A 24794-nucleotide genomic window follows, 5' to 3' on the forward strand; every position below is an offset into this window, starting at 1 on the left:
ACTTTAAGTATTCTAACAAGATTCAAAGACTTTATGAGTATTTTTTCTCCATTTTTATTTGCCGAAATCTCTCCATTTTATTTTACCAGTTACAACATTTTCTCTCTTTTCTTGCTTTTTTCTTCTTTTCTAGCTTTTCTAAGTTCTGCTTCAAGAAGTGCTATTCTTTCATCCATTTTTTAAAGCAACCCCTTTTGCGCTGCATAGAAGAAAAAGGTTACAAAACTTCCAACAAGTAGACCCATAAACCACCTAAGAGTTGCGTTTAATGTTCCCAGCTGAGTAATTAGACCAGCTAATTTTTCATCCATTCTGGAATTGTTTTGCTCTATGATGTCTATCCTCTTCGAATGATCATTAATTCTTCTTTCATGAACCTTTAATTTGTCGTTTATTGAGTTGTGTCGCTCTAAACAAAGTCTCTCTTCCACCATATAATCCTCCTATTTGGTAATAAAAAAGAGCCCGTAGGCCCTTATGATATAAGTTTTCTATATTCTGATTTGATATGTTCCTTGTTCATAGTCGCATATATCTGTGTCGTTGCCACTGATTCATGTCCTAGAATTGATTGTATTACTGTTATATCCATGCCTGAATTAAGTGCAAGTGTAGCAAAAGTATGCCTTAAAAGGTGTGAATGCGCTATTCTATTAAGTTTGTTGCTTTTCCAAGTCTTTTAATCTCTAATTGTGCTGAACCTTCAGTCAATCTTTAAATATGTGCCAACATTTATATCACCAATAATACTGAACTAATAGGTTTCTTAAAGATATTATATTTTTAAATATATCCTTTATAAAATTTGAAATTGGTGGTTCAGAACTGATAAATTCCAGTAAACTCAACGAAAGCAATATAAACCCTACCCATAAAATCATATATTTTTTTGTACCATCTTCAACTTCTTTAATTGCATTTTTTATTGCCTTATCCTCTTTAAAAATATCTTCTAAATCTTGATTAGACAGTATTTCATTATAACTGTCCTTTAAAACCTGGTATCCGGATTTTATTTTTTTGAGCCTATATTTATTCTCACTAATTGAAATCAATAAATAGATAATCGAACCCAACAAAATCAATTCAAGAATTAATATTATATCTCTAGTAAATATATTATCTAATGGATTATCAGAAACTATATTAATAATTATCACTGAGAATAAGAACGTAATTAAAGTAAGCAAATTTGTTTTAAAATTATTGAATAAAGACAAAACATTATCACCTACTTGTGTAGTAACTGAACAAATGTATTCTGAAACTTTATTTTTTAAATCCAAATATTGGTTTACATTATCCTTTAAATACAGATTAAAGTTTGATTGTATTGTTGCATAAGTCTTTTCATCAGTATTTATTAAGTTTGTATATTTGCAATGAAGGCTTAGAATATTTCTCGCAATAAGTGCTTTGTCAATCAAGTTTCCGCCGTTATATATCCAACTATAAATTTTGAAAAGAATAGGGTTATGTATCATAACCCTATTCAATTCATATGAAAAATCTACGTTTCTTTGTCCAGATATTTGTACTTTCAAAACATCATCTTCAATTGTAGCTAATGTTGAGATGTACACTAAACTCAATATACTGACCAATTTATCAAATATTTCTTCGTATGGATTGTTATCATAACTGGTAACTATTTTAAAATCTTCAGGAAGCAAATTCAAATTTGAATTATTATAAAAGTAAGAAATATCTTTGCATTCACTTATTCTTTCTGACCTGTTGATTTCCTTAAGGGTAATATTATGACTACTTCTATTAACAAAGAACATTGTTTGTGTGGAAAAAAAAATATCCGAGTCATAAATTTCAAATACTAAATATTCTGCTCTATTTAATAGAAGTCCAAACAAACTCATTATATCTACTATACTTTTGTTCAAAAGGTCTTTTGTAAATTCTTTGAAACAATAAATAGAAAAACTATTTTCCATTATTGTTTTTTCAATTGTGAGTATAACTAAAACACTATCTTCATAATCCTTTAAATCATCTATAAAACTCTCATATTCACTTTCATCAGGCTCTTTTAAAACAAGCCTCAAATGGTCTTCAATTATTGTATTAAATTCAATTATACACTTATCCCTATCGGCAATATTTTTCCCCAAATTGATAATATCTGAAAAATCGGGAATACTTCCCTTATCAATAGACACTTTCAACTCAAGGACTTTAACTCTTTCAGATATGCTTAAATCCTCCGTCTGAAAAAGCATTTTGAATTCATTGATAAGATTCATAGCTATTCCCCCTTTCTATATTATTTAAATTACATTTTATTATTTAAAAAAATCAAACGTTTCGTCATTATTTGTTTTTATCTTTAAATATCTATTACCATCTTGATCTTCAACTGATTTAATCGCATGTTCAATATCTTCAATTGAATCTGTTATTTTAATTTCTATTCCGTTATTAACTTTATATATTTTTTTAACTTTCGGGTCGATAACAGATGGTACTGAGTTAAATTGAGAATCAAACTTTCTTTTTTCCGGTAAAGCAGTAAGCTTATCTTTCAAGTTCAATAATTCATCATTAGATAAATCTGTGGGTTGATATGTCCCTAATATTCCCTCTACCATTGAATTATAGTCTAAGTGTTCATTTCCCTTAAAATATGCTATAACACTGTGTCTTATAACCATATAATCTTTAGGAGCAACTTTTTTAACGTTTCTCGCTAAAGTCTCATCAATTGCTTTAAAAGCTTGTAAAGTATTTGTCTCATCTGTAATCATTTCATCTAATTCTAAAAAATCATTACTCCAATATTTTGCAACTGTATTAGAATATACCTTAGCGTTATTTATATTTAATTCTGTAACATCATCAAAATATAAAAGACAAGATTTCCATATATCCTTTTTATCTGAAGAAAACCCGGTTTTAAAATTAAAATCTGTCTCATCTACAAAACCGCCATGTTCTACTTTTGCTAACAAAAAAACATACTCCTCTGTTTCACTATTATAAATCAGACTTTGTAATAAGCTGCCCTTTTGAATATTCCTATTTAGCCGAGCTATTTTGCGTTGAGCTTCAATTTCTTTTCTCATCAATCTATCAGCGTTATCATCAAAATAACCTTGTATTATAGAATGTTCTATCTCAGAATCTTCACCTATAACTTTTCTATATATTTCTTTTGCATTTATAATAATTTGTGTGGCTTGAGACCTAGCTTTATAATTTCTAACAAAAGTATTACTATTTATATGCCTTATTAATTGCATAACATAAGCATCAAATGAATCCGGAATTACTCTCGAAGAAACCAATTCTTCATTATAATTTATTACATGTATCGATTTGCTAATAATTTGCATTTTTACCCCCCGTTATTTTTCCATGACATGTTATTATTATAACTTAAGGCTTATATTTAATCTACAGGGGTATTGGTAAATGATAGAATTGCAAGAATAAATGAAAAAAGAGTCTTAACGACTCTTTTGGTTTAACTTTAATATATAATCAATTCTCTTTCATAAATATAAAAGAATATTGATGTTTCTCTGGTACATCAACATAGTATTTAGAAAAATTATCTTTTTCATCTGCCCATTTAAAATCCTTTAATCCTATATCCTCAAAATTAAACTCCATAATAGAATTATCACTTTCTTTTTCTAACCTTAATAAAAAATCAAATTTATCATTGTCTTTTTTATATATTGTTATATCGTTAATCAAGTATGATTCAGTCTCCGTATATTTCATGGGAATCCAGCTTATTCTGTACTTCATTTTTACAATATTTTTCTTTGAATAGCATTTTTTTAAATCGCTCCAAAATTGAAGAGAGTCTCCTCCCTGCGGCATGATTTCAATTATAAATGAATCTATCTCTCCCTTTTGTGCATTATAAATGATAATAACCCCTCCTTTTTATTTCTATTATAGCAAATATGTATCATTAAATCTGCTTAAAATCTGTTTTGCTAAAATTATCGCTATAATAGAAAAACCGTCTAATTTAATTTAGGCGGTTTTCTATAACATATTAATGTTCTTTCTAACTATTCATTAGTATCTCTATTTTATAGTATTAATCAAATATATCTAATTCACCGGATTCCACACTTATTCTTATTTCACAATTTTAAACTATTGAGCAACAAAAAAGACACTTAACATGTCTTTTGATTTAAAAATTTAAATTTTACATAACGATAATTTCTAAAGCTACCGTTACATCAGGAGCTTCGCCATATGTTTTCCATTCTAACTCGAACCCATTTTGTGAGATATTTTTAAATCTCAATTCTACAGTAGATTTATTCGGACACAAAATTTTAATAGGGTCTCTACTAATCTCGTTCTTGCTCCATATAAAAGAATTTTTTACAAACTCACATCCGTAAGTTTTATCATAATCACTAAAGTAAGCGTTAATAATTACCAAATTAGGCTTTTTCTTGCTCGATATTGTTTGAACACCAGACAAACTAATGGTTCTTAACAAATTAATTACACTATAATTTGTAATTTCATCAATCAATTCGGTTTTAAGTTGTTCAACTCTTCTATCTAAACCTTTTTCAAACCAATCTTTAGCCATTAAATATAAAGCCCATCCAGATGCTGCGATAACAAATGCTAATACCATCCATTGTATAGTTAAATGAAATTTTACTGTGCCGTCAATTAATGTTATAGTGTCTTTTAAACTATTAATCTGATTGTCGATTGATTCTAACTCCATAAAAATAATCCTCCCTATTTTGTACATAAGAAAGATTTCGACATTTATTGTAAAATTCCTTTAAAATAGAGGATATTTCAAATTAGCAAAAACAAAACCGACTAAGACTATTGAAAACGGAACTATCACCAACTTAATAAAATACTTTCTCTCCCATTTTTCCATAGCTCCCTCCTAAACAATCTCTGCAAATATTTCTTGAACTACATCTCTTAAATTAAACAATCTCGGTACTTCTGTATCCTTGTATATTCCCATCATCACAAGTGACACCCAAGTTTTTACTATTATAGAATTTCTATTAAACATATTACACTCCCTCCCTGTCTAAAATTGAATAAACAACATCTCTGAGATTAAAAAGTGCTGGAACTTCTTCTCTTTTGTAGATTTTCATCTTTACTAAATCAAACCAAGTTTTAACGACCATTGAATTTTCATTAAACATATTACATTCCTCCCATTGCCATTATTAGATTAGTTAATTCTGCTATTGCCATCATATTATCCATTTGCATTTGTGCCATAGCCATTGTCATTTCCATAGTCAATTGTTGTTCGCTTGTCGGCTGTGGTGGTGGCTTAGGCTCATTTGCTAATCTTTCTTGATATTCTTCTTCTGTTAATATCTCGACTTCTGTTTCAGCAAATCCTGCATTTTGTGCATTTTGTAGCATTATTTCAATAGAGTTTTCAGAACCATCTATTACTTTTGTAGTGTTTTTAACTACGCAATATCGCATATTAATCCCCCCAATTCTAATGGCTTTGAATAAGCAGATGAACAGTGGCTGTGCCTGCTGGTGTACCTGACTTTTGCCAATCCAAAATTATTTCGTTTTCAGTAACCGAATTTATATATACAGTAGCAAAGTTGCCAGAACTAGGGGAAATAACCACCAAAGCCGAATCAGAATATTGATTCCCGTCCGGAGCGATATACAGTGCTCTAGATGCGTTATTTTCAGCCCAAAAACCTTCGCTAAATGCTTTAGTTCCGGCTATAGCTCCTATAGATGCTATACTTTTAGCTTTAAACGGGATATTAATTACTTGTAAACCTGCTATTGAAACATCTCTAGTAAAACTAGCAACATGCGTAACGGTTTGTATTTTGTGAAGATTGAAATCTAACTCAATCTGTGCCATTTGCGAACTAATATCATCGGCAAATGCATCTATTTTTTCATTATCAGACACGAAATCTTCACGCTTGGGATACTCGTTCCCTGCCCACTTATTAAGTTGTAAAAAAGCTGTTTTTAATAAACTTGGCATTATATCACCTCTCTATTCTTTATATGCTTCAAACTCATCCCATGTTAGGTTCAGAGTATCCCACATATCCCAAGTTTTATTGTAAGTGTCAAACTGGTCCCAAGTCATAAAAGCAAAAATAAATTCATATGGTAAATGTGCAGGCTTTGCCTTTTCTATTTCTGCTTTAAAATTATCTAAATTTGCTGGAATTCCATACTCACTTATGAATTTTATTATTATCTTTGCATTTACAAAAGTTACTTCCGTTTCTCCATTTTGCCAGCTTTCGGCTATTGCTTGTAACAAATATAAATCAGCCTTACTACTGTTTTTCCATCTAGCTTCTACAATGCTCCTTTTTTCTTCAATTGGAGTATTTGTCTTAAACTTAATGCCTAAGAAATTTGCTAGAACATCAGCTCCCCAAGTCATAGTGTTAAACCAAAACTGATTATATAAGTCTTGAGCTACATCATTTATTTCATTAATTTTTATATCTATAGCATCTGTAATATCTTTAGTGTAAGGGTCATTTCTCACTAAATGGTGCATAAGAGTTATAATCTTTTGATTATCCATGTTAGCCCCCTTAAGTTATAGTTACAGTGCCTAATATTGCCACTTGTTCTACACCTATAGATATATTTGTAGCAACACCATTTATAAGCAAATTCTGATAGTCTGCTACACCTTCTGTATTGATTATTGCACTACCTATAAGAGCATAGCTTACATAGTTCTGCTTAAATGCAATCTCTTTCAAATAACCATATATGCTATTCTCTATATTAGTTTTAACCTCTTCAAGAGTATATCCTTCTTCTTCTTGTACATCGGCTGTAACATTTATATTTAATCCAGTAGCGCTTGATATAGTGCAGTATGCTCCTATTGGTGCTTGGCCAGAGCCAGTACCCCAAAGAGTCCATCTATCTTCCGCTTCTATATATTCTCCTTTAGGATCTATATATTCTTGAACCGTATCAACCAAAGTTGATGAAGCTGGTTGCTTATCGGAATTTATAATAACTATCTTTACTGTATTATCTCCATTCCATAAAGATAAAATTTTAGCATCTCCTACTCCTGCTACTTCTTTAGCCCATCCCATATAGTGATATATATTTCCAGATGTGGCTGGTCTTTGTATTGCTTCATAGTATCTTTCTCTTAGTGATTCATCGCTTTCTTCTGCAAAACCATCATAACTAGCTTGTGTATTAGTAAGCGAAACTACACCTTGTAGAGTAACAGGCATTAAAGTAATAGTATTTGCTCCTACATTTCCATTTGTCCCTGGAATAACAGCTTCAACATTTACAGTTCCAGCACCTTCAATTATCACAATTTCAGTAGCATAAAACTGAGTTCCTGCTTGAGTTTCAAATAAATCGCCTATATTTATAGTTGCATTACCTACAATATCCAAAACTGCTTTAGCTTTTGTAGCTTCTTTTCTTTTGATACCTTTACGCTGTCTTACATACTTTGTAAGCTCTGTACCATTTAGCTTATCAACATCTACTTTATCATTCAGCTTTTGCAACTCGTCGTATATTTTATTTAATACTATAGCTGCAGCGGCTGGGATATCATATGTTAGATTCCCTTTGCTTTTTTCATAGTCATTTGAGATATTATCAAGCATATCTTGTCTTAACTGCTCTTTTGTTTTGTACTCAAAACTCACGCTGCAATCACCACGCTTTCATTAAAAACAATGCTTTCATTTTCTGTTGTAATAAGCGTAAATGAAATAATAAGCTTGCTTCCTTCTCTTATTCCGCTGTAATTTATAACCTTATTAATAAGCGGATAGGCTTCAAGCTGTTCTTCAATCTGCCTTTTTAGTTCAGAATTTACAAAACCTATAGGAATGTTTTTATATCCTATAAAGCTGTAATCCATTCCATAATCTTCATCATATATTTTATATTTTCTAATTAAAGTTTTTAGAGTCCATTTTACAAATTGCTGTATAGCCTCTATTTTAGTAGTTTTAATAAGCTTTCCATCCTGGAGCAAATACCTGCCATTTTCAAAATCAAATTTATAAACCTTACCAACGCTTGGGGCTGCTTCTTCTGTCTGTTCTTGCAATATAAGGTTTATATCTGAAACTGGAAATATATCCATGTCATGCCCCCTTAAAGTTTAATTGCTCTATTTACTATAAAAAAAGTTTGTGGATCTTCGCCTTGTATCAAAAGTACTTCATGGCCTACTTGAAAATTAAAAGTAGTAGATCCGTTTGCTAAATATAAGTTTTCTTGCTGGAGCATTGCGGCACCATCAAGTATAGAAATTTGAGCAGGAGAACTAGAAACTACAACCCCAATAATTGCCCCAGTGTTAAAATTTCCTGCTCCTGCCTTGCTTTCTTCTTTAATCATTTTTGCCATTTCTATATCCCAGCTCATATCAAGCCCCCTCTATACTGAGGTTCATTTTGTGTATTCTATTGCTATATGTGTGAGTACATTCTTTTACTAGATATTTACCGCTTAGGCCAGTTATAGGCTCTGTAATCTCTAATATCCGCCCAGCTCTTACGCTGTCTGCTCCTAGTAGCTCTATACTTGTATCCTCTGCAATCTTATTAAGCTCTGCCAGTTTATTTTTAGCAATGTTTCTTACCTGTGCTATGTTTTTACTGTCCACACTTTCTATATCTTGCAAAAGGCCATATTTTTTAATGCTTGCTGCATCCTCTGCCTTAGCTGCTACTCTAGTGCTTTTTTCTTCTCCAGAGACAATAAGGATACTATTTTTCATGTCTGCAATGCTTCTTGTCCTGTTTATACTGCCTATAGCCTTAGTAACATCAAAGGCCTGTATATTGCTTGCAGGTTTAAAAAGTCCTTTAACTATTAAATCACTATATTTTTCTATATAAAACTTTCCTATTCGCATTTCTTTGCGGTATTTTACACCTTGTTCTTTCGTTGCCTGCTCTAATATATCTTCTATAATGTCTGCTATAGTAGCATCCTTGTATATTTTAGATATCAAAGTAGGTATTGCAGTTATATTGCCTACAGGTATATTAAATTTTCCGCATAGCTCTTTTATAGCCTTATCTGCCCTAATTTTATTAAACTGTATAATAGTTCTTGATTTATTCAAATAAAAGGCAAAATCAAAGGCGGTAAAACTGCGTTTAAATCTTCCGTCTATGTTTTCATCTGTGACAATGCCTCTAAATACTTCTGCTCCATTGTTACTTAAAACAATAAGATCCCCAAGCCGCACAACAAGTTTAGGAAAAAACCTTGCATCTGTATAGCCAGTAGAAAAATTAAACTCCATCCCTAGAGTATCTATACTGTCTCTCCAGCTTAAATCTCCGCATAGAGCTGCTATATTGTAAGTTTTAGAGTCTCTTATTAAAAATACGCTGTAATCGTCTATAAGCATATTAAGTCACCTTCACAAACACATATTCTTTAAGCTCTAAACTGTATTTTATATCTCCAGCCTTATCCAAATAATGTGTAAAGTTTTCAACAGTACAAGGCATATTAAGCCGCTCTTGTCCGTCTTTTGTAGTAATTACAATCCTTATAGGTACTCTTGCAGCTCTCCACCTATCAAAGAAATCCACATAAGCCCAGCCATTAGCAATAGACCCTGCTTTAATCCAGGGATATTCTTTATTCGGAAAAGAAGATTCTATAAATAAATTTTTGAGTCCTAGAGTACCTATAAGATTTAACTCCCCTTGATTTATACTCTCAAATACCTCATTTTTTGCAGGTTTTTCTATGGTCCCAGTATCGGGGGGCACAACTGGAAACACTAGAATTTCTTGATTGTTATTTGCACTTACTACAATATCCATAGATACCCCCTTCTACATATTGGCTTTTGCTAATTTAATTCTTTTAGCCATTGCATTTCCTACAATATTTACAAGATCGTCAACCCCATAAACATTGCCATATATATTAACTACAACACCAGAATCGGTATTACTTGTATTATTAATAATCTTTTCGCTCTTGTCCGCTGGAATGATTGTTTCTCCAGAGCTTAGCTGCCTTATTTCTCCGCCTTTTTCGTGGATCTGTGCTAGTCCGCCTTTTGCATAGCTTGTACCGCTTGCATAAGCTGGTATTTTAGGAATACTTATACCAAACTTTTGACCGCCAATTCCTGGCACCCATTTAGGTACATCAAATTTAAGGCTATTCATTCCATCAATCATTTTATTGATTCCAGATATTACATAATTTATAAAGCCTTTAAAACTAGCTTTTGAGGTTTCCCATATCCCACTAAAAAAAGCAGGTATAGGAGAAAAGGCCAGTTTTACACTTTCCCATAACTCGGATGCCTTTGCGCTTATCTTATCCCAATTTTGATAAAGTAGTATTCCAGCACCTATTAAAAGGCCTATGGATGTTACTATTAATCCCATAGGATTAGCAGCCATTACCATGTTAAGTATTTTTGTCTTTGCTGCTAAAGCTAAAGTTGCTGCCTGCGTTGCTAGTAGATAAGTTTTATAAACTCCCCAAGCTATACCAACCCCAATAACAAAAGGTTTTATAGTAGCCCAGTTATTTTTTATAAAATTAAACATATCAACAATTCCTTTTACTGCTTCAAGTGCAAAAGCTTTTGTTTCAATAAACATTTGATTTAATGCAGGTAAAACCTTTTGGATTATTTCATTGATTGGACCTTGCATTTGTAGCCATGAAGCCCTTACCTTAGGGAGCAGATTGCCGCTTACATAATTGAGTACAGGGATTATATTGCTTTGTATAGCTGCAGATACTTTTACAACTGTATCAATTAAACCTAAAGTTAAAGTTTGTATTTTAGGAATTTTAGTAAAAAACCAGTTTGCAACATTTGCCATAATAGGGAGAACTTTTTTTCCTACTTCTTCCTTGTAATCTCCCCAGCTATTTGTCATTTGCTGAATTTTTCCTTGATCTGTCTGAGCCATTGCATCATTTACACCGCCTACATTCATTTTTAAAACTTCGGCTAGTGTAGCTGCTTTTTCTTCTTCTGTACCAAATTTCAAAATCTTTTCTTGTGCTTTAGTAAAGTTTATACCTACCCTAGATAATGCTCCAACTTGACCATTCATAACTTTGCCAAATAAATTACCTATCTGTACTGCATCTTGTTGAGTTGCATTTAATCCTTTTGTCTGAGCTAATAGGTCTAGCATACCTGGAGTAAGTGTTTCAATTGTTTTGGCCTGCATCTGAAAAGTTCCTAATTGCTGCATACCAGATATAGTGACTTCGTCTCCTATAACCCCTATGTTTTGTTGTGCGCTTGCATATTTTTTAAGACCTTCTATGTGAGCATCTGTCATGCCTTTTGTATTCTTTAATACTGAGCTTAGTTTTGTTTCTGCTTCAATTTGCGCTTTTGCCCCTGCTACACTTTCAGTAAAAAAGCTTTTCATGGAGTTAAATCCTAAATATGCAGCGCCTAAACCTATTACACCTTTTGCCATACTACTAAAAGAACTTTTTGCAGTACTGCTCATTTTTTTCAATTGACTAGTTGCTAACTTAGTTTGCTTTGTAAATTTCTTTGTATTGTCTGTAGTCTTTTTTAAAGGCTGAGTAAATCTATCTTTAAGATTTAAGACTGTATTAATCGCCTTCGCCATGATTCACCTACTTTCTAGGCAAAATAAAGAGAAGGGTTTATTACCCCTCTCCAAACAATTGATTAAGCTTTTTTTGTTCGCTCTCTAAATGCTTTTCCATGCTTATTTTGTAAAAAAGCTGTTCTGAAAAACTAAGATTTAAAAAATCATCTAATTTATGGCCTCTTGGAAGATAAAAGGCTGCAATTTGAAACCTTAAATCTTCCTCAATTAGTTTTTTACATTAGATTCCAAATCTTCTAGTCCATGCATTTTAAGCACTTCATTTCCAAGCTCTAATATTTCCCCAAGATCAAACATTTCTTCCACAATGTCGAAAGGCTCTACAAGATCAAACTGCTCTTGGAGCTCCTTTTCTTTTAAAAGCGGTACACTGTTATATAAAAGCTCTTTATAAATACTTATAGTGTTACGCATAGAATCATCACTTGTTATTGAATCCATAGCATCTACAATATAGCTTGCAGATATCTTTTGCATTATTATTTCACCTTCTAGGCTTTCTACATATACTGCTTTAGCTTTAAACTTTCCTTGCTCTTTCTGTTTTGCTTTTGCTATAAAATCATTTAATGTCAATTTCTTATTTTTCTTTTCCATACTTGCACCCCTATGCTATTTTATCTAAATAATTGTAATCCCCAAACTTGAAAGGAAGTTCTTCTTCTGTAACAGATTTATCTTCAAATTTCATTAAAGTAAATTCATCAAAAGTGACTTGAAGTATTTCCACTCTTTCGTGGCCTTTTGCTGCTGGATCTGCAAGCTTAGAAACTATCTTTATATCTGGCATTATTCCAGTTTTAAAACCTTCTGCCAAAAGATTTCCGCCTCTTGTATACATCTTATGCAAAACCATTGTGCCTTCTCCAGAAAATCCTATAAGCTTTCTTTTATTTCCCATTTCTTCGCAAAAGCTTATATCTTCCCACTCTCCAACAACTTTACCTTCAAAGCTCTTGCACTCTGCCCATAGCTCGCCATTTACCCAAATCCTGCCCCATTTTCCGTTTATTACTTCATTTGCGTTCATAAAGTCAGCTCCTCCCTTACATGTTTATAGTGAAATCTAAATCTTCCATTGCATCAAGTATTTTTACTTTTCCTGCTAATAATAAATTAGATCTAAATGTATTTATTTTGACTTGTAAGTCTGTCCATGTTTCCGCCTCTGTCTTACCAATTCCAAGCCATGCAAGGCGCTGTTTTTCCACATTTATATCAGATAAATTTGCAAAGTTCTGATCTAGTATGCTTTCAAGTGCAAGCTGCCTAAAATAACTATTAATAGCACTTAAAAACAGTACTTGATTATCATAGACATTCTTGTATTTTCCGATATAAAAGTTTTTGAAAGTGCTTGATATATCTGTTTGCATTAAGTCCATAGCCTCAACAATAGTAATTTTCTTCATATCGTCAGTAAGCGGCTGGGCAACTGTGATAAGTGAATTTATAGCCCTTGCAACCCTAACAACTGGCTCATAATTAAATTCATCATTAAAAAGTATTAGCTTTCCTGCATTTACTGCAGTTTCTAGATCAGCTGGCTCTGTTACGCTTTCTAGATCCTGCATGATATAGTAAGTTGCAGACTGGGTAAAAGGTAGTCCAGCAAACAAACCTAAAAGCCTTGCAATGTACTTTTCACCAGTTATTTCATCTTTGTTTTTAGGTTTTAGTGTTTCATTTGCAAAATTGACTATGTGCATATCATCCGTAACAGTAGCATTGTAGGTAATAGTCTTATATACTTTCTTTTCATTCTGATTTACGGATTTAATCCAAGTTGCTAGATCATCTTGCTCTTGCTGCGTACCTTCTGCAAGGCCTATCCAGTTAAAAAACTTAGTCTTAACTTTAAGTAGTACTGCGCTTAATAGTTCAGCATCTTTTTGAGTTGCAACAATAACCCTAGAAGGATTACCAACAAATACATCTTTGATATATGCAACATTTGCAGCTGTGAATTTATCTTCTTCTATCTGATCTACTGTTTTATACTCTGCAAAATCAAAATCAGCTGTAGGCTCTTTTACAATTAGTACAACAATACCTTTTGCAGATCTTTGTATTGCACTTACTGCCAAACCTTTAAATATTACATCAATTTTCGGCATTCCTATATTTGCCATGCTTTAACCTTCCTTTCTTATTTCAATGTCTAGTTCTTCTATAAGCGGTTCTGGACTTTCTCGCTCTATCTGCTCCACTGTTTCTAAGTCAAAACTAAATTGCAATATCCCATCTACAATATTTGCTTCTGTTTCATTTATTGTAATGATAAAATCTTCATTAACCTTTAACATATCAAGAAATATTTCTTCTAGCTTGTCTTGTATGCCTAGTATTTCAATTCTGTTTTTGTATCTGTCGCTAGGGAAATAATAAATTACTATAGTTGTAACTCTATTCCTAAAATAATTCATCATTTCACTTGCTGCCATGTTAGAAAAGTCAATAAAAAAAGAAGGCCTCTCGAAACCTTCTGTTATATCTTTAGATTGTATTTCTTTGTCTGGAAAAGCTTCTTTTATCTTTGCATTTATTGCTTTTAATATATCTGTGTATTTTATCATAATGTAACCACCTAAAACGCTACAAGCGTTGATATTACTCAATTTTATAAAAATAAAAAGACTTTTTATTTTAAGATTTAAGACATTTTAAAAACTTTCTAATGTCTTTATAAGCCATAAAAAATAAAAGTGTCTTAAAAACGATTTTAAAGCTTCAATTTTTCAACAACAAAATCTTCAATATCCTTAATGAACTGATTTTGAAACTCTTTTCTTGTACTTTCAAATATTCTCTTGCCTTGAACAAATTTTCCAGTAGGTCTTTTATTTCTTTTTTTATGATCTCTATGCTCATATCCGTATTCTATCAAATGAGCATGAGGCATTGAATTATAAACCCTTACTGCTAGCTCATCACCTTTATACTTATATACTTTACCTGTTTTAATACCTTTAAGATAATTACCTTTTTTCTTTTTAACTGTCTTTTTTGCTTTACTTACAGTTTTGCGCTTTAGTTTATTTCCTTCTGATTTAATAAACTTTTTAAGTTGCTTAGGCTCTGTTTTTTTTGCTACATCTAAAAGTTTTTGAGTTAATTTGTCTATATCATCTACATTAAAGCCATCTTGCATATTATCACCCTTGTATTTCTTCCGCAAAGATTTCTAAAATCACATGCTTAAAATAAGGATCAAGTATATATTTAATGTCAAATCTCTTCCCAGCAAACATAATCCAATTATCTTGCTTTATGTCATGTCCTGCAGAGTATCTGCATTTAATTTTATGTGTTACATTGCTTAATATTGTGTCTGCCTGTTGATTTTGCAATTTTCCAGTCTGCGGAACTACTTCCGCCCATATTGTCTTTATCTTTTTGTTTTCAAAATCAGTTTCATGGTAGTCATTTATTATTTTTTCTTTTCCCCAGATCTCGACTCTATGCCTTAACTTACCTACTTCTATATCCATCAGCTTTCCCACCCATACTTTAGCTGCGTTGCTAAAATTTGCAGCACCAAAGAAGTACCTTCCGTTGTATTTGCTGTAAATTTTCTGCTATCATACCACTCTGTTATAAGAGCAAGGCAATATATTTTAGCTTGCTGCAGCTTACCTTTGTTGACATATTCCTCATTTTCGGTTAATACAATCTTGTTATAAATCTCTGTGCCAACTCCAGTTTTTAAATATTCGTCTGCTGCAGCAATAAAGCCATTTAATAAATTATCTTCGTGGGTGTATTCATCTTCAAGCCTTAAATATTCCTTAGTTTCTTGTAATGTCAGTATCATTTGTATCACCTACTTATAGTAATTAAAGGGGCTAAGCCCCCTTAATTAAACTGTTCCCACATTGATTTCTGCAAACACTACTGCCTCGCTATCAAACATTTTTACATCTTCTCTTTGTATTGCTCTAATGTCTGTTCTATTCTTAGTAAATGCTTGCCCACCAATGTTAGTAGATAATAGAGACATTTGCTCTCTGTCAAATAACACAACAGCTTCTTCCATATCACCAATGATTATAGGAGCTTGATAGTTTGTTCCATCATTTCTAGTTGCCATAGCTTTGTTTGAAAGAACTACTATTTCATACTTTCCAAATAGCATCTTTTTAGTAGGCTCTAAAGGATTAGGCTGGACCATGAATTTACCTTCTGCATCTTTTAGTGTATCTAACCAATTGAATCCATCTTGATTAGTGAATACTTTTGCAGAAGCTTCTATTGCTGGATCTAATTCTATATTGAATATTTCTTTTAAATCTGTTAAGTCAGTAACTGGAACTTTAGTTAAAGTATTAAGTAAGTCCAGTATAAGTTTGTTTCTAGTTGCAACTGATTTTTTAGCAAGCCAGCTATTTAAGTATGACTCTATTGCAATATCACTGTCATTCATAAGGTTATTAGGAACTGGAAGTATGCCCCCTCTATCCTTTATAGCATAAGGAATATTTGTAAATTGTGGAGCATCAGAAGCAGGTACATCATTTCCCTCTGTAAATTCTTGGAATGGTGTATATAGAGCGTTCTTCTCTATGTTTCTTGATCCTGTCAGCGTTCTAACTGGCTCTACTTTTACATAGTTTTCAAGAGCTGGCAAGCTTCTTTTTAGCTCATTTACTCTTGTTTGCTGGTCTATAGGAATTAGATAGCCTCCATCTTCTCCAGTTGCAGAGGATAAAGCCCCTTGAACTTTTAACATGTCTGATTCTTTTGCACTTAGTGGCTGGCCCTTAAATGCTTTCATGAATACAGTTTTATAGTCAATGTTATTTTCTGGATTATCAAGCGGTATTTCAGTATTCTCTGTTCTGTCCTGTGGCTCTGTCTTTTCAAGCACTTTTATTCTAGCTTGCAGACTTTCTATTTCTCTATCTTTAGCCTGTATTTCTTCAAGAGTTGCATTTTCATTTGCAACCAATTCTTTAGCTGCGTTTTTAGCATTTTCAAGCTTTTGTTTAAGTTCGTTAAGCATTTTCATTTATAATTTCCTCCTAAGATTTAAAATAATAAAAGCTATAGCCTAGACTTTAGTAATAGTCTTGCTTTAGCTTTTTCAATTTGGTTATTATCAATTTTATTTTCTGGCTGAATTTCTTCTTTAGTCTTTAAATCATCTGGAATATTTGTATAGCTGCCAAAATAATCCGATACACACGCAACCGATTTATTTTCTGGAGCAACTTCTATATCGAAATACTCTGCCGCTTCTTTTCCAGTAAACCATGTTTCATTATCCATCATTTGTTTTATTGCTTCAATTTTTATTCCTTCTTTTAAATTTGCTTCATAGACATTTAAAATTCCTTGATCTATTACATCTAATGAATCTGCAAATTTTCTTAGCTCTTTTGCATTGCCCCATGTAAAAGACCACGCATTATGAATCATCATGTAGCCATTTGCAGGAATTATTATTTTATCCGCTGCAAAAGGAATTACCGATGCTATAGAGCCTGCTAACCCATCTATATAAGCTATTTTGTATGCTTGATTTCTTTTTAGAATGTTATATATACTCATTCCAGCAAATACAGAGCCTCCGCCACTATTTATATAGATATTTAGGTTTTTAGTTCCTTCGATATCTTTCAAAAACTTTAAGACATCATCTGGACAAGTGTCTGCATCTTCCCATTTTTCCCATTCAGAAGATACAATATCACCATAAAAATACAAACCTGCAGTATCATTGCTTTCATTTCTTATTTCTATCTTACCAACATTTTTGATATTGCCTTGCTTGTCTTTATTTTTAAGCTGCAATACTTTACTCATTTTCTGTTTCACCCCCTTTAGGATACTGGCTGCCTGCCATATCAATAGGTATCATATTTCCATTTATTAAAAGTCTGTCTCCGCCTTCTTTTGGCTCTAGTTCTTCTTTCTCTCTTACTTCATTGCTTGTATAAATACCGTTTTGTATACCTTTTTGATAACTTTCAAATCTTTTCTGCAAATCACTTCTTAAAATTACATCAATATTAAATTTCAAATAGTACCCTGCTTCTATTTCATCAGTTCTAAGTAACTTATACATAAGTTCTTGTTCATAAGCTGTTAAAACTGGTTGAAGTGTTTCTATATAGAATTCTTTCATCGATTCTTCAAGATTGCTAAAAGTAGCTCTTGATAAATCATTTATTTGATGCATTTTAACCCCAAAAGCAGATGCTATTTCTCTTATTGTAAGATTATTGTTTTCAAAAAACTGGCTTTCTGCAAGCTTTTGGCTTATTGCTTGATATTGATATCCAATAGGTAACAAACTAACTCTATGTGCATTATTTAAACCACTTGACATTCTTTCAAATCTATTTCTAAAGTTTTCTTCTGCTCTTTGGTTTAAATCTCCGACATAGTGGATTATACCTTTAGTTTGCATACCATTTTTATAAAACTTGTTAATATAATCAGTTCCACTTTTAGCATTTTCAATTAGATCTACTAGATAATCTATAGGACTTATACCTACAAGTCCATTATCTGTAAGTCCTTTAATGTGGAGCATTTCATCAGAAGGTATTTTAAATGTATCTCCGTTATCTTCTATGATGTACCACATTTCTTTTTTTGTTATCCTTGTATCGTCAACTAATATCTTTTTAACTTTTGATGATGTAATTGGGTATAAAGCTTTTATTAATCCTGTTTTTTTATCAAAATCTATATAGGCATATGCATTTCCGTTTAAATTTCTTTGAAATTCTAAAGTTTTCCAAAAATCCATTGCACTCATTAACGGATTAGGTCTTATCTTTAATATATTGTAAAGATAATGACTGCTATCTTTTTTATTGTTTTTATACATTTTTACAGGTAATTTACTTATTCCTTCTGTAAGTATTCTAAAGCAGCTAAATACAGTTGCAACTTTTAAAGCGTTTTTACCTTTTACATTAACATCATTTGAGCTAATTCCTAAAAAGTCTAAAAGTCTTTCATCTTGCAAACTTACAGTTTCGTTTTTGTAAGCTTTACTAAATAACACTTAATCACCCCCTTTTTATAGGATTTTTTGCAAAATAAATACCTAAAGCTAAAAAAGTAATTCCAGTTATATACAATCCAGCGTTTAGGTTTATTTTGTAGGTTGTAGCATTTATAATAATAATGCCTATGCTAATTAAAATATCTTCTAGCATAAGCAATATTAAACTTAGATCATTATTGATTTTACTTTTTATTAATTCAAGTATTTTTTTTATTTTATCAATTGTCTTCACCCCATAACTTATCCAGCATTTCATCTTCGGCATAGTTAGATATATTTATGCCATCATCTTGGTTATAATGTGTCATAGCTCTTGTGTGTGCATTTATTCCAGCTGCTAATCCATCTATTTTTTTAGTTGTATTAGACTTATCTAGTAATATATTTCCATTGTGATCTGTCTTTTCTACCGCATTTTGCACATTCCAGTTTAAAACTGGATTGTTTTCGTGGATTACATTCTTGTTATATACTTGCTCCCTAAAGTCCTTAGTAGGCTCAGATAGAGTTTTCATTCCCTGTCTTATTTCAACCGTTATATATCCTTTTTCACTTAGATTCTGAGCTAATTGATTTGCAGAGTATGGATCATAATCTATTTCTTTTATTTTAAAATCATGTTCTTTAGAAAAATTAACTATAAAATCCTCTATCTGCTGATTTCTTATAGTTAAACCTTCGCATTCAATTAAAAACCCTTCTTCAATCCATCTGCTATAACTTACTCCGTCAGTAGCTTCTTTCTGCTTTACTCTTGCACCTGGAATGAAAGTTCTTGTGATTACTGCATAATATTCTTTATCAAGTGGAAATTCAAAAGTTACGCTTGATAAGTCGTGCTTTTGTGATAAGTCTAGCCCTACATAACACTCTTTGCCTTTGCATATCTCCAGCAGCTCTTTTGCATCAACTCCGTTTTCTTTCCAGAGCTCATAGTTCATGTAGCCATTTTCTTTCATATCAACCCATTTATTAAGAGTTTTAGTAAGCATATTCCTAAAATGCGATTGATTGTCTAATCCTTCTTTTACTTTTATTCTTAATTTTTCAATTTCTCCTAAAGCTCTAAAAAGTGGATTTGATTTAAACCAATTTTTAGGATCTTCTATATCATCTTCTTTATCCATTTCAGCTATATATATAAATCTTGTTTCATTGTCTTTTTTTCTCTCTAATATCTCTTTGCAGTATTCGTATTCTTGAAAACAAGCGCAATCCAAGTCAAATCCAGCTGTAGTAATTATAAATATTAGAGGCTCGTCTTGCTGTACTGCTCCATCATCTAGTAGCTTATATATTTGATTATTCTTATGTGCGTGATATTCGTCTATTACTCCGCAATGAGGATCAAATCCATCAAGGTTTTTAGTTTCGCTTGATAGAGCTTTAAGTATAGAGTATTTCTTAGCATAATATATTTCACTTACACTTTCTCTTACTTTAAGCCTTTTAAGTAAAGACTTGCTAATCTTAACCATTTTAACGCAATTATTAAAAGCAATCTTCGCTTGGTCCTTTGCATTAGCAGCAGTATAAACTTGACTTCCAAAGTAGCCATCACCCATTAGCATATATAAGCTTACCCAACTTACCAAATAGGTTTTTGTGTTCTTCCTTGCTACTTGTATATAAGCTTGTCTAAATCTTCTGTACCCTGTTTCTCTATGTGTCCAGCCAAACAAGCTCCCTAAAATAAAAAACTGGAAGTCCACAAGATCCACTGGATTTCCAGCTAATTTACCATCTGTAAATAGCGTATATTTAGTAATAAACTTTATTATTCCTTCTTCTGCTATGCTGTAATCAAATAGATACGGAAATTCTTCCGTATCTTGATTCATTAAATCTTCTAAATGTCTTTTACATGCTAATATTTCTGTTTCTCCAGCTATTATCTGCCCTTGTACTATTAATTTCGCAAAAGTGGTTACTGGATCATCTATTAATACATTCTTATTATTTAAAATCTCTGTCAAAATCATCCAGATCACCTTCCGAATGCGCTTGGATAAGTTTTAATCTAGCAGCTGGATTAAGGCCAACTAACATAGAGTATTCTTTTACCATTTTAGAATACTTTATTTGGATATTAATTAAAGGATCTTCAACCTCGTTTTCAGCTCCAAACTTGTTAGTGTGCATTGATGTAAACTTCTTTCCGCCTGCCCCTTTATCAAATCTTCTTGCATCTAGCTGTATAGTAACCTCTATGAAGTTATCTAAGCCCTCTGCAAGTATGCCTAAATTATAAATATCTACATTTGCAAGGATGTCTACTTCTTGAAGATTATTTACTACATCCCTAAAAATCTTTTTACCTCTAACTGATAACCAAGCAGGAGGTTTTATTTTATCTTTTGGCAGCTGCTTTAACATTTCTTCCTGTTCTTCTCTTTGCCTTATTTGTTCTTTAGTTAAATGCCCTTCTAATTGTGATACTGGTTTTCTTGGTCTACCTGCCAAACATAATCACCCCCTATTTCGTTATTTTTTTATCATGTCTTTTTTCTGTTTTGAAGTGAGGGTGTACCCCTCAAACTTGAATTTTAGGAAATTTTCTTTATCAGAGTTCCCCATTCGGTCGTGGGCAAATCGGCTAAAAATTACCGATATACCCCTACCCTTATAAATTCTCAAAATAATAATACAAATTGTTCCCGCAATTTATATTGTTTGATTTACAGTGAAAAAGATTACCAAAGAAAACTTTGGCAAAATAAAAGAGCAGATACTCGCAATATCTACTCTGGTTACTGCTATTGGCACTCTGCTTACAGTACTAAAACCAATAGCTGATTTTGTCCTTACAGTATTATTTGAATTTTGTTATTGATAATATAGAATAAGGTGCAACCTATTCTATAAATTCTTTTTCTATTCTTAAATAAACCTTATTTCATTTGGATAGCACTCATGTACTGAGCCATTATCTAGGAATTCTATTATTCCTAATGTCCTTTGGATTACTCCACCACCATGTCCACCCATTGCAACAGATGGTGGAATAACTTGAGCAATCTCGGACCATTTATGGAAATATGCTTCTTTCTCTTTTACAATACATTTTCTTAATTCCTGCATTATTTCCCCTCTCTTTCTTGACCTTATAAAAATATTAATAAAACCGCAAAAGTTATAAGTAATAAAGGTATCATATAAAATAATGATCCAGTACCTTTGTTCCTTGGTACTATGTCTTTCTCAACTCCACAATGAGCTTGACAAGCCCAACTGTTAAAGGTTTCTTTTCTGTCTTGATATGTCTTTCGGCTTCTGCTTACTTTCTTTGTTTCCATATCCTTTCCCCTTTCTTATGCCGCTTGTTATGGCAGCTATGGCATAGACTAATAAGGTTATCAATATCAAAACGCTTTGCCCAGTTGTCCTTTACTTCTATAATGTGATGCACTGTGTCCGCAATAGTTATTTTCTTTTCGCTTAAACAATCTTGGCATAACTTGCTATCTTTTATTAATCTGACTTGCCTTGTCTTTGTCCAAGCTTTTGATTTATAAAACTTAGTAAACTTATCATCTCTTGTTTTATTATCATAAAATTTATTTCTTTGTTTCTTCTCCAGTTCTTCTACATGCTTATGTTTCTTGCAATACTTTTCAGATAAATCAACTATATTATTGCATCCCATCTTATTACAGAGTTTGTACATGAGCAGCCCTTTTCCTTTTGTGATTAACATGTTCTATCTGGCATAAATTGCAAAGCTTTAATGATTGTGGAATTTCTATCCCGCATTTTCTACACTCATTTATTGTGTCAATTCTGATTCCTATTTGCTCTAAAATTATAGATCCGCAATCATTGCATTCTTTATTTCTATAATCTTCCGAATAGACTTTATCGCATTTACTGCATACAGTAACATTTATATTTTCAATCGCCATAAAAGCCCCCTTATCTGTATCCAAAGTATTTATTAACATTCTTTTTATTCTTTACGCATTTGTTCATTCTCCCCAGCAAACATTGATGTATGTCATAGTTTAGTTGGCTTTTTAATTTCTTCTTATGCTCTATTTTTTTCTTGTGATACTCTGGAAAACTATTTAGAAATTCTTCTTTAGTCATTTCTAATTTCTCCCTTAAATTTTCAATACTGTTTTCATTGCTCTAAATAATCTTTGTTCAAAAGATGATTTCCCTGTGTAGTTAACCATGAGGCAAACTATTTTTACTATATCCTCATTAACACCTTTATGATTTTGAGGATCTAAAACATAATTTCTTATATCTGTTGTATTCCACTTTCTGCCCTTGTATGATGTGTTAATTTTGTAACCCTTGTATTGCAACCATTCAACAAGGTTTTTAGCTCCTTTTTGCTTGATGTACTCTGAAAATATAACATTTTGGAATAAATTGCCCTTTTCTAGTTCCAAAAGACTATTTATTCTATTTTTCATCATTTTCCTGTATTCTGACTTGTTCATTCTAGTGTTTTCAATGCTTTGAGTCATGTTTTCACCTTCTTAGTGAATTATACATAATCATTTAATTCTGTATAATTGCGATTTAATTCTTTAATTATCTATTTTTCAATGTTTTTAGCTAATAACAAAGTGTGAATTATACACTTTTTCAATATGAATAATATTTAAGCTTTAAAAAAATAACCCTAGCATACTTCACTTTCCAAAAGTAAAGTTTCTCATAGCTCTATTAACAGTATCTTGCTGGATACCAATGTAAGCTAATGTTATGCTAGGATCACTGTGATTAAAACATTGCTGAAGTACAACAATATCTTTTGTTTGTTTGTAATAATGAAATCCAAAAGTCTTGCGTAGTGTATGAGTTCCTAAATTTTCCACCCCAAACCTATCTCCTAAATTTCTTAATATTTTGTAAGCCATATCTCTAGTTATAGGTTTATTTTCTTGCTCTCTGCTCTTTATTAGATACTCATAATTTTCTTTGTCTTTGCAGTACCACTCTAACTCTTTTTTTAATGTTAAATTTATTGGCACGATTTTTTGTTTTCCTGTCTTTTTTTCTCGTAAAGTTATATTATTTCTATTTTTAACATCTTTTACTTTTAACCTTAATATGTCAGATATTCTTAATGCTGTGTAAATACCTACCATGAACATAATGTAATTTCTTGGATTTGTTCTTTTTAAATATTCTAAAATATCTTCAAGTTTATAAAAATCTCTAATTGGCTCTACTACATTCATTATAATCACCCTGTTTTTTTTGCATAAAATAAAGAAGCTGCACAATTTACAGCTTCTTGATAAAAGGGGGGGAACTTTTAATTGTCTTAATGGCGCTTTATTACATTTTAACTATAACACTTGTTTTTTTGCTTTAAAAGTGGAAAAAGGTGGAAAAAACTATAAAAAACTACACTCTTTTGTCTTTATTTTCATTAATTTTAAATATTTTGCTTAAATCTTCTTGCCCTAACTCTAATTCTTTTATACTTTGCTTTATTTCTTTGCCTTTAAAGTATTCATCTACTATATATTTTAATTTTTCTTCCATGTCCACTTTAAGCCCTCCTAGTAATTATTTTCCTGCCTTTCATAATTCTTTTTCATCTTAGTTTTGTAAGCTTCTTCAATTTGTTCTGCTGTAAAATTCCAAACATTAGAAGTACCCATTTTTATAAAACTTATCAAAACCTCATGCCATTTTTGAAGTAAATATTTTTTATTATGTTCTTTTTCTTTTTTCCAATATTTCCAATTTCCTAGATAATTTGTAAATTTACTAAATATTATTAAAAAATCACTTAATGTGCATGTTTCTGGCTGGTAATCTTCGTAATATAATATATCATCTGGATGTTCTGAAAAATCAGCAATTTCATAAGTCTCATATATATATTCTTCAATATCTAGTGAATTTGCTATTGAGAAAAGAAAATGCATACAATCAACATATTCTTCTAAAACTTTTTCTTTTGAAACTGTTACTATTTCAGACTTAATAGATTTTCTCATCATAAAATTTGTCAAATTTTCCCATGCGTTTATTTCTTCTTCAAGCTCCCCCAGCTCTACAAACAAGGCTAAAAGCCTTGTATTTAATAGAGTTTTAGGATCTACATTAAGATTTTTCTTTTCTATTATCGAATTATCCAGAGCTTCTTGCATTTTATAAATTTCTTTAATTGTCAT

At 31.6% G+C, this 24794-nt stretch carries 40 protein-coding genes; 1 reads left to right on the forward strand and 39 read right to left on the reverse strand.

Annotated elements, in window-relative coordinates; translation table 11 throughout:
• Nucleotides 1-179: 179 nt before the first annotated feature.
• The 30 genes from J2Z35_RS05820 to J2Z35_RS05960 form a co-directional block, all read right to left on the reverse strand.
• Nucleotides 180-434: a hemolysin XhlA family protein gene (locus tag J2Z35_RS05820; protein ID WP_245330782.1), complete on the reverse strand. Its 255-nt coding sequence runs from the start codon at nt 432-434 to the stop codon at nt 180-182.
• Between the two features lie 41 nt (nt 435-475).
• The gene (locus J2Z35_RS14775; protein WP_209660543.1) at nt 476-649 is read right to left on the reverse strand and encodes a tyrosine-type recombinase/integrase; all 174 of its coding nucleotides are present in this window, start codon (nt 647-649) and stop codon (nt 476-478) included.
• Nucleotides 650-737: 88 nt separating this feature from the next.
• Nucleotides 738-2258: a hypothetical protein gene (locus tag J2Z35_RS05830; protein ID WP_209660431.1), complete on the reverse strand. Its 1521-nt coding sequence runs from the start codon at nt 2256-2258 to the stop codon at nt 738-740.
• A gap of 39 nt (nt 2259-2297) precedes the next feature.
• A complete protein-coding gene (locus J2Z35_RS05835; protein ID WP_209660433.1) occupies nt 2298-3347 on the reverse strand; it encodes a nucleoid-associated protein in 1050 nt (349 codons plus the stop codon).
• 148 nt (nt 3348-3495) lie between these two features.
• Nucleotides 3496-3843, reverse strand: coding sequence for a hypothetical protein (locus J2Z35_RS05840; protein ID WP_209660436.1), 348 nt, complete (start codon nt 3841-3843; stop codon nt 3496-3498).
• Nucleotides 3844-4183: 340 nt separating this feature from the next.
• Nucleotides 4184-4726: a hypothetical protein gene (locus J2Z35_RS05845; RefSeq protein WP_209660438.1), complete on the reverse strand. Its 543-nt coding sequence runs from the start codon at nt 4724-4726 to the stop codon at nt 4184-4186.
• Between the two features lie 174 nt (nt 4727-4900).
• The gene (locus tag J2Z35_RS14780) at nt 4901-5035 is read right to left on the reverse strand and encodes a hypothetical protein (RefSeq protein ID WP_281063624.1); all 135 of its coding nucleotides are present in this window, start codon (nt 5033-5035) and stop codon (nt 4901-4903) included.
• A 1-nt stretch (nt 5036) separates the two neighbouring features.
• Entirely contained in the window at nt 5037-5174 is a 138-nt protein-coding gene (locus J2Z35_RS05850) for a hypothetical protein (protein WP_209660440.1), read from the reverse strand.
• A gap of 1 nt (nt 5175) precedes the next feature.
• A complete protein-coding gene (locus J2Z35_RS05855; protein ID WP_209660442.1) occupies nt 5176-5469 on the reverse strand; it encodes a hypothetical protein in 294 nt (97 codons plus the stop codon).
• Between the two features lie 16 nt (nt 5470-5485).
• The gene (locus J2Z35_RS05860) at nt 5486-6004 is read right to left on the reverse strand and encodes a hypothetical protein (RefSeq protein ID WP_209660444.1); all 519 of its coding nucleotides are present in this window, start codon (nt 6002-6004) and stop codon (nt 5486-5488) included.
• A gap of 12 nt (nt 6005-6016) precedes the next feature.
• Nucleotides 6017-6565, reverse strand: coding sequence for a putative phage tail protein (locus J2Z35_RS05865; RefSeq protein ID WP_209660445.1), 549 nt, complete (start codon nt 6563-6565; stop codon nt 6017-6019).
• A 10-nt stretch (nt 6566-6575) separates the two neighbouring features.
• On the reverse strand, nt 6576-7676 hold the full coding sequence (locus tag J2Z35_RS05870; RefSeq protein WP_330623399.1) for a baseplate J/gp47 family protein: 1101 nt from the start codon (nt 7674-7676) through the stop codon (nt 6576-6578).
• Nucleotides 7673-8122, reverse strand: a complete 450-nt coding sequence (locus tag J2Z35_RS05875; RefSeq protein WP_209660447.1) for a DUF2634 domain-containing protein — start codon at nt 8120-8122, stop codon at nt 7673-7675. Before J2Z35_RS05875 ends, J2Z35_RS05870 begins: the two co-directional genes overlap by 4 nt.
• An 11-nt stretch (nt 8123-8133) precedes the next feature.
• The gene (locus tag J2Z35_RS05880) at nt 8134-8406 is read right to left on the reverse strand and encodes a hypothetical protein (protein WP_209660448.1); all 273 of its coding nucleotides are present in this window, start codon (nt 8404-8406) and stop codon (nt 8134-8136) included.
• A 1-nt stretch (nt 8407) separates the two neighbouring features.
• Nucleotides 8408-9403 carry an XkdQ/YqbQ family protein gene (locus J2Z35_RS05885; protein WP_209660450.1) on the reverse strand — a complete coding sequence of 332 codons (996 nt, stop codon included), beginning with the start codon at nt 9401-9403 and terminating at the stop codon, nt 8408-8410.
• A gap of 1 nt (nt 9404) precedes the next feature.
• Nucleotides 9405-9827 (reverse strand): phage portal protein, encoded by a 423-nt coding sequence (locus J2Z35_RS05890; protein ID WP_209660452.1) that lies wholly within the window; start codon nt 9825-9827, stop codon nt 9405-9407.
• Between the two features lie 12 nt (nt 9828-9839).
• Nucleotides 9840-11627, reverse strand: a complete 1788-nt coding sequence (locus tag J2Z35_RS05895) for a phage tail tape measure protein (RefSeq protein ID WP_209660454.1) — start codon at nt 11625-11627, stop codon at nt 9840-9842.
• A gap of 210 nt (nt 11628-11837) precedes the next feature.
• Nucleotides 11838-12227, reverse strand: a complete 390-nt coding sequence (locus J2Z35_RS05900; RefSeq protein ID WP_209660460.1) for a hypothetical protein — start codon at nt 12225-12227, stop codon at nt 11838-11840.
• A gap of 10 nt (nt 12228-12237) precedes the next feature.
• Nucleotides 12238-12660 (reverse strand): phage tail tube protein, encoded by a 423-nt coding sequence (locus J2Z35_RS05905; RefSeq protein WP_209660461.1) that lies wholly within the window; start codon nt 12658-12660, stop codon nt 12238-12240.
• Nucleotides 12661-12676: 16 nt separating this feature from the next.
• On the reverse strand, nt 12677-13762 hold the full coding sequence (locus J2Z35_RS05910) for a phage tail sheath C-terminal domain-containing protein (RefSeq protein WP_209660462.1): 1086 nt from the start codon (nt 13760-13762) through the stop codon (nt 12677-12679).
• Between the two features lie 3 nt (nt 13763-13765).
• A complete protein-coding gene (locus J2Z35_RS05915) occupies nt 13766-14206 on the reverse strand; it encodes a phage tail terminator family protein (RefSeq protein ID WP_209660463.1) in 441 nt (146 codons plus the stop codon).
• 146 nt (nt 14207-14352) lie between these two features.
• Nucleotides 14353-14781, reverse strand: a complete 429-nt coding sequence (locus tag J2Z35_RS05920; RefSeq protein ID WP_209660464.1) for an HK97 gp10 family phage protein — start codon at nt 14779-14781, stop codon at nt 14353-14355.
• A gap of 4 nt (nt 14782-14785) precedes the next feature.
• Nucleotides 14786-15121 carry a phage head closure protein gene (locus J2Z35_RS05925; protein WP_209660465.1) on the reverse strand — a complete coding sequence of 112 codons (336 nt, stop codon included), beginning with the start codon at nt 15119-15121 and terminating at the stop codon, nt 14786-14788.
• Nucleotides 15121-15444 (reverse strand): head-tail connector protein, encoded by a 324-nt coding sequence (locus J2Z35_RS05930; RefSeq protein WP_209660466.1) that lies wholly within the window; start codon nt 15442-15444, stop codon nt 15121-15123. The genes J2Z35_RS05925 and J2Z35_RS05930 overlap by 1 nt, the downstream gene beginning before the upstream one ends.
• Nucleotides 15445-15489: 45 nt before the next feature.
• Nucleotides 15490-16638, reverse strand: a complete 1149-nt coding sequence (locus J2Z35_RS05935; RefSeq protein ID WP_209660467.1) for a phage major capsid protein — start codon at nt 16636-16638, stop codon at nt 15490-15492.
• Between the two features lie 35 nt (nt 16639-16673).
• On the reverse strand, nt 16674-17435 hold the full coding sequence (locus J2Z35_RS05940) for a head maturation protease, ClpP-related (RefSeq protein ID WP_209660468.1): 762 nt from the start codon (nt 17433-17435) through the stop codon (nt 16674-16676).
• Nucleotides 17428-18648: a phage portal protein gene (locus tag J2Z35_RS05945; protein WP_209660469.1), complete on the reverse strand. Its 1221-nt coding sequence runs from the start codon at nt 18646-18648 to the stop codon at nt 17428-17430. Before J2Z35_RS05945 ends, J2Z35_RS05940 begins: the two co-directional genes overlap by 8 nt.
• A 4-nt stretch (nt 18649-18652) precedes the next feature.
• Nucleotides 18653-18883 (reverse strand): hypothetical protein, encoded by a 231-nt coding sequence (locus tag J2Z35_RS05950; protein ID WP_209660470.1) that lies wholly within the window; start codon nt 18881-18883, stop codon nt 18653-18655.
• Nucleotides 18870-20633, reverse strand: a complete 1764-nt coding sequence (locus J2Z35_RS05955; protein ID WP_209660471.1) for a terminase large subunit — start codon at nt 20631-20633, stop codon at nt 18870-18872. The genes J2Z35_RS05950 and J2Z35_RS05955 overlap by 14 nt, the downstream gene beginning before the upstream one ends.
• Nucleotides 20608-21114, reverse strand: coding sequence for a P27 family phage terminase small subunit (locus tag J2Z35_RS05960; RefSeq protein WP_209660472.1), 507 nt, complete (start codon nt 21112-21114; stop codon nt 20608-20610). Before J2Z35_RS05960 ends, J2Z35_RS05955 begins: the two co-directional genes overlap by 26 nt.
• A 220-nt stretch (nt 21115-21334) precedes the next feature.
• Here J2Z35_RS05960 and J2Z35_RS05965 point away from each other — a divergent pair, with 220 nt between their 5' ends.
• Nucleotides 21335-21484: a hypothetical protein gene (locus tag J2Z35_RS05965; RefSeq protein ID WP_209660473.1), complete on the forward strand. Its 150-nt coding sequence runs from the start codon at nt 21335-21337 to the stop codon at nt 21482-21484.
• Nucleotides 21485-21531: 47 nt separating this feature from the next.
• Here J2Z35_RS05965 and J2Z35_RS05970 read toward each other — a convergent pair whose 3' ends face one another.
• The 9 genes from J2Z35_RS05970 to J2Z35_RS06010 all read right to left on the reverse strand — a co-directional run bounded on the left by J2Z35_RS05970 (nt 21532) and on the right by J2Z35_RS06010 (nt 24794).
• Nucleotides 21532-21732: a hypothetical protein gene (locus tag J2Z35_RS05970; RefSeq protein ID WP_209660474.1), complete on the reverse strand. Its 201-nt coding sequence runs from the start codon at nt 21730-21732 to the stop codon at nt 21532-21534.
• Between the two features lie 23 nt (nt 21733-21755).
• Nucleotides 21756-21947 (reverse strand): hypothetical protein, encoded by a 192-nt coding sequence (locus J2Z35_RS05975; protein WP_209660475.1) that lies wholly within the window; start codon nt 21945-21947, stop codon nt 21756-21758.
• Nucleotides 21929-22297: an HNH endonuclease signature motif containing protein gene (locus J2Z35_RS05980; protein ID WP_209660476.1), complete on the reverse strand. Its 369-nt coding sequence runs from the start codon at nt 22295-22297 to the stop codon at nt 21929-21931. The genes J2Z35_RS05975 and J2Z35_RS05980 overlap by 19 nt, the downstream gene beginning before the upstream one ends.
• Before the next feature lie 4 nt (nt 22298-22301).
• On the reverse strand, nt 22302-22577 hold the full coding sequence (locus J2Z35_RS05985; RefSeq protein ID WP_209660477.1) for a hypothetical protein: 276 nt from the start codon (nt 22575-22577) through the stop codon (nt 22302-22304).
• Nucleotides 22564-22737, reverse strand: coding sequence for a hypothetical protein (locus tag J2Z35_RS05990; RefSeq protein WP_209660478.1), 174 nt, complete (start codon nt 22735-22737; stop codon nt 22564-22566). Before J2Z35_RS05990 ends, J2Z35_RS05985 begins: the two co-directional genes overlap by 14 nt.
• Before the next feature lie 14 nt (nt 22738-22751).
• On the reverse strand, nt 22752-23126 hold the full coding sequence (locus J2Z35_RS05995) for a hypothetical protein (protein WP_209660479.1): 375 nt from the start codon (nt 23124-23126) through the stop codon (nt 22752-22754).
• Between the two features lie 168 nt (nt 23127-23294).
• Entirely contained in the window at nt 23295-23846 is a 552-nt protein-coding gene (locus J2Z35_RS06000) for a site-specific integrase (RefSeq protein WP_209660480.1), read from the reverse strand.
• Nucleotides 23847-24015: 169 nt separating this feature from the next.
• Nucleotides 24016-24162, reverse strand: a complete 147-nt coding sequence (locus J2Z35_RS06005; protein WP_209660481.1) for a hypothetical protein — start codon at nt 24160-24162, stop codon at nt 24016-24018.
• Nucleotides 24163-24173: 11 nt separating this feature from the next.
• Nucleotides 24174-24794 (reverse strand): dUTP diphosphatase, encoded by a 621-nt coding sequence (locus tag J2Z35_RS06010; protein WP_209660482.1) that lies wholly within the window; start codon nt 24792-24794, stop codon nt 24174-24176.

The sequence above is a fragment of the Acetoanaerobium pronyense genome, from assembly GCF_017874355.1.
Taxonomy (GTDB): Bacteria; Bacillota; Clostridia; order Peptostreptococcales; family Filifactoraceae; genus Acetoanaerobium; species Acetoanaerobium pronyense.

What these genes read in the sequence shown, in the direction of transcription:
- J2Z35_RS05970 (WP_209660474.1), bottom strand. Translation starts at nt 21,732, where the DNA reads ATGCAGGAATTAAGAAAATGTATTGTAAAAGAGAAAGAAGCATATTTC.
- J2Z35_RS05880 (WP_209660448.1), bottom strand. Translation starts at nt 8,406, where the DNA reads ATGAGCTGGGATATAGAAATGGCAAAAATGATTAAAGAAGAAAGCAAG.
- J2Z35_RS05910 (WP_209660462.1), bottom strand. Translation starts at nt 13,762, where the DNA reads ATGGCAAATATAGGAATGCCGAAAATTGATGTAATATTTAAAGGTTTG.
- J2Z35_RS05940 (WP_209660468.1), bottom strand. Translation starts at nt 17,435, where the DNA reads ATGAGTAAAGTATTGCAGCTTAAAAATAAAGACAAGCAAGGCAATATC.
- J2Z35_RS05890 (WP_209660452.1), bottom strand. Translation starts at nt 9,827, where the DNA reads ATGGATATTGTAGTAAGTGCAAATAACAATCAAGAAATTCTAGTGTTT.
- J2Z35_RS05820 (WP_245330782.1), bottom strand. Translation starts at nt 434, where the DNA reads ATGGTGGAAGAGAGACTTTGTTTAGAGCGACACAACTCAATAAACGAC.
- J2Z35_RS05850 (WP_209660440.1), bottom strand. Translation starts at nt 5,174, where the DNA reads ATGTTTAATGAAAATTCAATGGTCGTTAAAACTTGGTTTGATTTAGTA.
- J2Z35_RS05845 (WP_209660438.1), bottom strand. Translation starts at nt 4,726, where the DNA reads ATGGAGTTAGAATCAATCGACAATCAGATTAATAGTTTAAAAGACACT.
- J2Z35_RS05980 (WP_209660476.1), bottom strand. Translation starts at nt 22,297, where the DNA reads ATGGGATGCAATAATATAGTTGATTTATCTGAAAAGTATTGCAAGAAA.
- J2Z35_RS05920 (WP_209660464.1), bottom strand. Translation starts at nt 14,781, where the DNA reads ATGCAAGATGGCTTTAATGTAGATGATATAGACAAATTAACTCAAAAA.
- J2Z35_RS05955 (WP_209660471.1), bottom strand. Translation starts at nt 20,633, where the DNA reads ATGATTTTGACAGAGATTTTAAATAATAAGAATGTATTAATAGATGAT.
- J2Z35_RS05875 (WP_209660447.1), bottom strand. Translation starts at nt 8,122, where the DNA reads ATGGATATATTTCCAGTTTCAGATATAAACCTTATATTGCAAGAACAG.
- J2Z35_RS05995 (WP_209660479.1), bottom strand. Translation starts at nt 23,126, where the DNA reads ATGACTCAAAGCATTGAAAACACTAGAATGAACAAGTCAGAATACAGG.
- J2Z35_RS05990 (WP_209660478.1), bottom strand. Translation starts at nt 22,737, where the DNA reads ATGACTAAAGAAGAATTTCTAAATAGTTTTCCAGAGTATCACAAGAAA.
- J2Z35_RS05860 (WP_209660444.1), bottom strand. Translation starts at nt 6,004, where the DNA reads ATGCCAAGTTTATTAAAAACAGCTTTTTTACAACTTAATAAGTGGGCA.
- J2Z35_RS06010 (WP_209660482.1), bottom strand. Translation starts at nt 24,794, where the DNA reads ATGACAATTAAAGAAATTTATAAAATGCAAGAAGCTCTGGATAATTCG.
- J2Z35_RS05885 (WP_209660450.1), bottom strand. Translation starts at nt 9,403, where the DNA reads ATGCTTATAGACGATTACAGCGTATTTTTAATAAGAGACTCTAAAACT.
- J2Z35_RS05865 (WP_209660445.1), bottom strand. Translation starts at nt 6,565, where the DNA reads ATGGATAATCAAAAGATTATAACTCTTATGCACCATTTAGTGAGAAAT.
- J2Z35_RS05915 (WP_209660463.1), bottom strand. Translation starts at nt 14,206, where the DNA reads ATGATAAAATACACAGATATATTAAAAGCAATAAATGCAAAGATAAAA.
- J2Z35_RS05900 (WP_209660460.1), bottom strand. Translation starts at nt 12,227, where the DNA reads ATGGAAAAGAAAAATAAGAAATTGACATTAAATGATTTTATAGCAAAA.
- J2Z35_RS05975 (WP_209660475.1), bottom strand. Translation starts at nt 21,947, where the DNA reads ATGGAAACAAAGAAAGTAAGCAGAAGCCGAAAGACATATCAAGACAGA.
- J2Z35_RS05895 (WP_209660454.1), bottom strand. Translation starts at nt 11,627, where the DNA reads ATGGCGAAGGCGATTAATACAGTCTTAAATCTTAAAGATAGATTTACT.
- J2Z35_RS05855 (WP_209660442.1), bottom strand. Translation starts at nt 5,469, where the DNA reads ATGCGATATTGCGTAGTTAAAAACACTACAAAAGTAATAGATGGTTCT.
- J2Z35_RS05835 (WP_209660433.1), bottom strand. Translation starts at nt 3,347, where the DNA reads ATGCAAATTATTAGCAAATCGATACATGTAATAAATTATAATGAAGAA.
- J2Z35_RS05935 (WP_209660467.1), bottom strand. Translation starts at nt 16,638, where the DNA reads ATGAAAATGCTTAACGAACTTAAACAAAAGCTTGAAAATGCTAAAAAC.
- J2Z35_RS06000 (WP_209660480.1), bottom strand. Translation starts at nt 23,846, where the DNA reads ATGAATGTAGTAGAGCCAATTAGAGATTTTTATAAACTTGAAGATATT.
- J2Z35_RS14780 (WP_281063624.1), bottom strand. Translation starts at nt 5,035, where the DNA reads ATGTTTAATAGAAATTCTATAATAGTAAAAACTTGGGTGTCACTTGTG.
- J2Z35_RS05905 (WP_209660461.1), bottom strand. Translation starts at nt 12,660, where the DNA reads ATGAACGCAAATGAAGTAATAAACGGAAAATGGGGCAGGATTTGGGTA.
- J2Z35_RS05830 (WP_209660431.1), bottom strand. Translation starts at nt 2,258, where the DNA reads ATGAATCTTATCAATGAATTCAAAATGCTTTTTCAGACGGAGGATTTA.
- J2Z35_RS05840 (WP_209660436.1), bottom strand. Translation starts at nt 3,843, where the DNA reads ATGCCGCAGGGAGGAGACTCTCTTCAATTTTGGAGCGATTTAAAAAAA.
- J2Z35_RS05930 (WP_209660466.1), bottom strand. Translation starts at nt 15,444, where the DNA reads ATGATACTGACATTACAAGAAACTAAGGAATATTTAAGGCTTGAAGAT.
- J2Z35_RS05925 (WP_209660465.1), bottom strand. Translation starts at nt 15,121, where the DNA reads ATGGATATAGAAGTAGGTAAGTTAAGGCATAGAGTCGAGATCTGGGGA.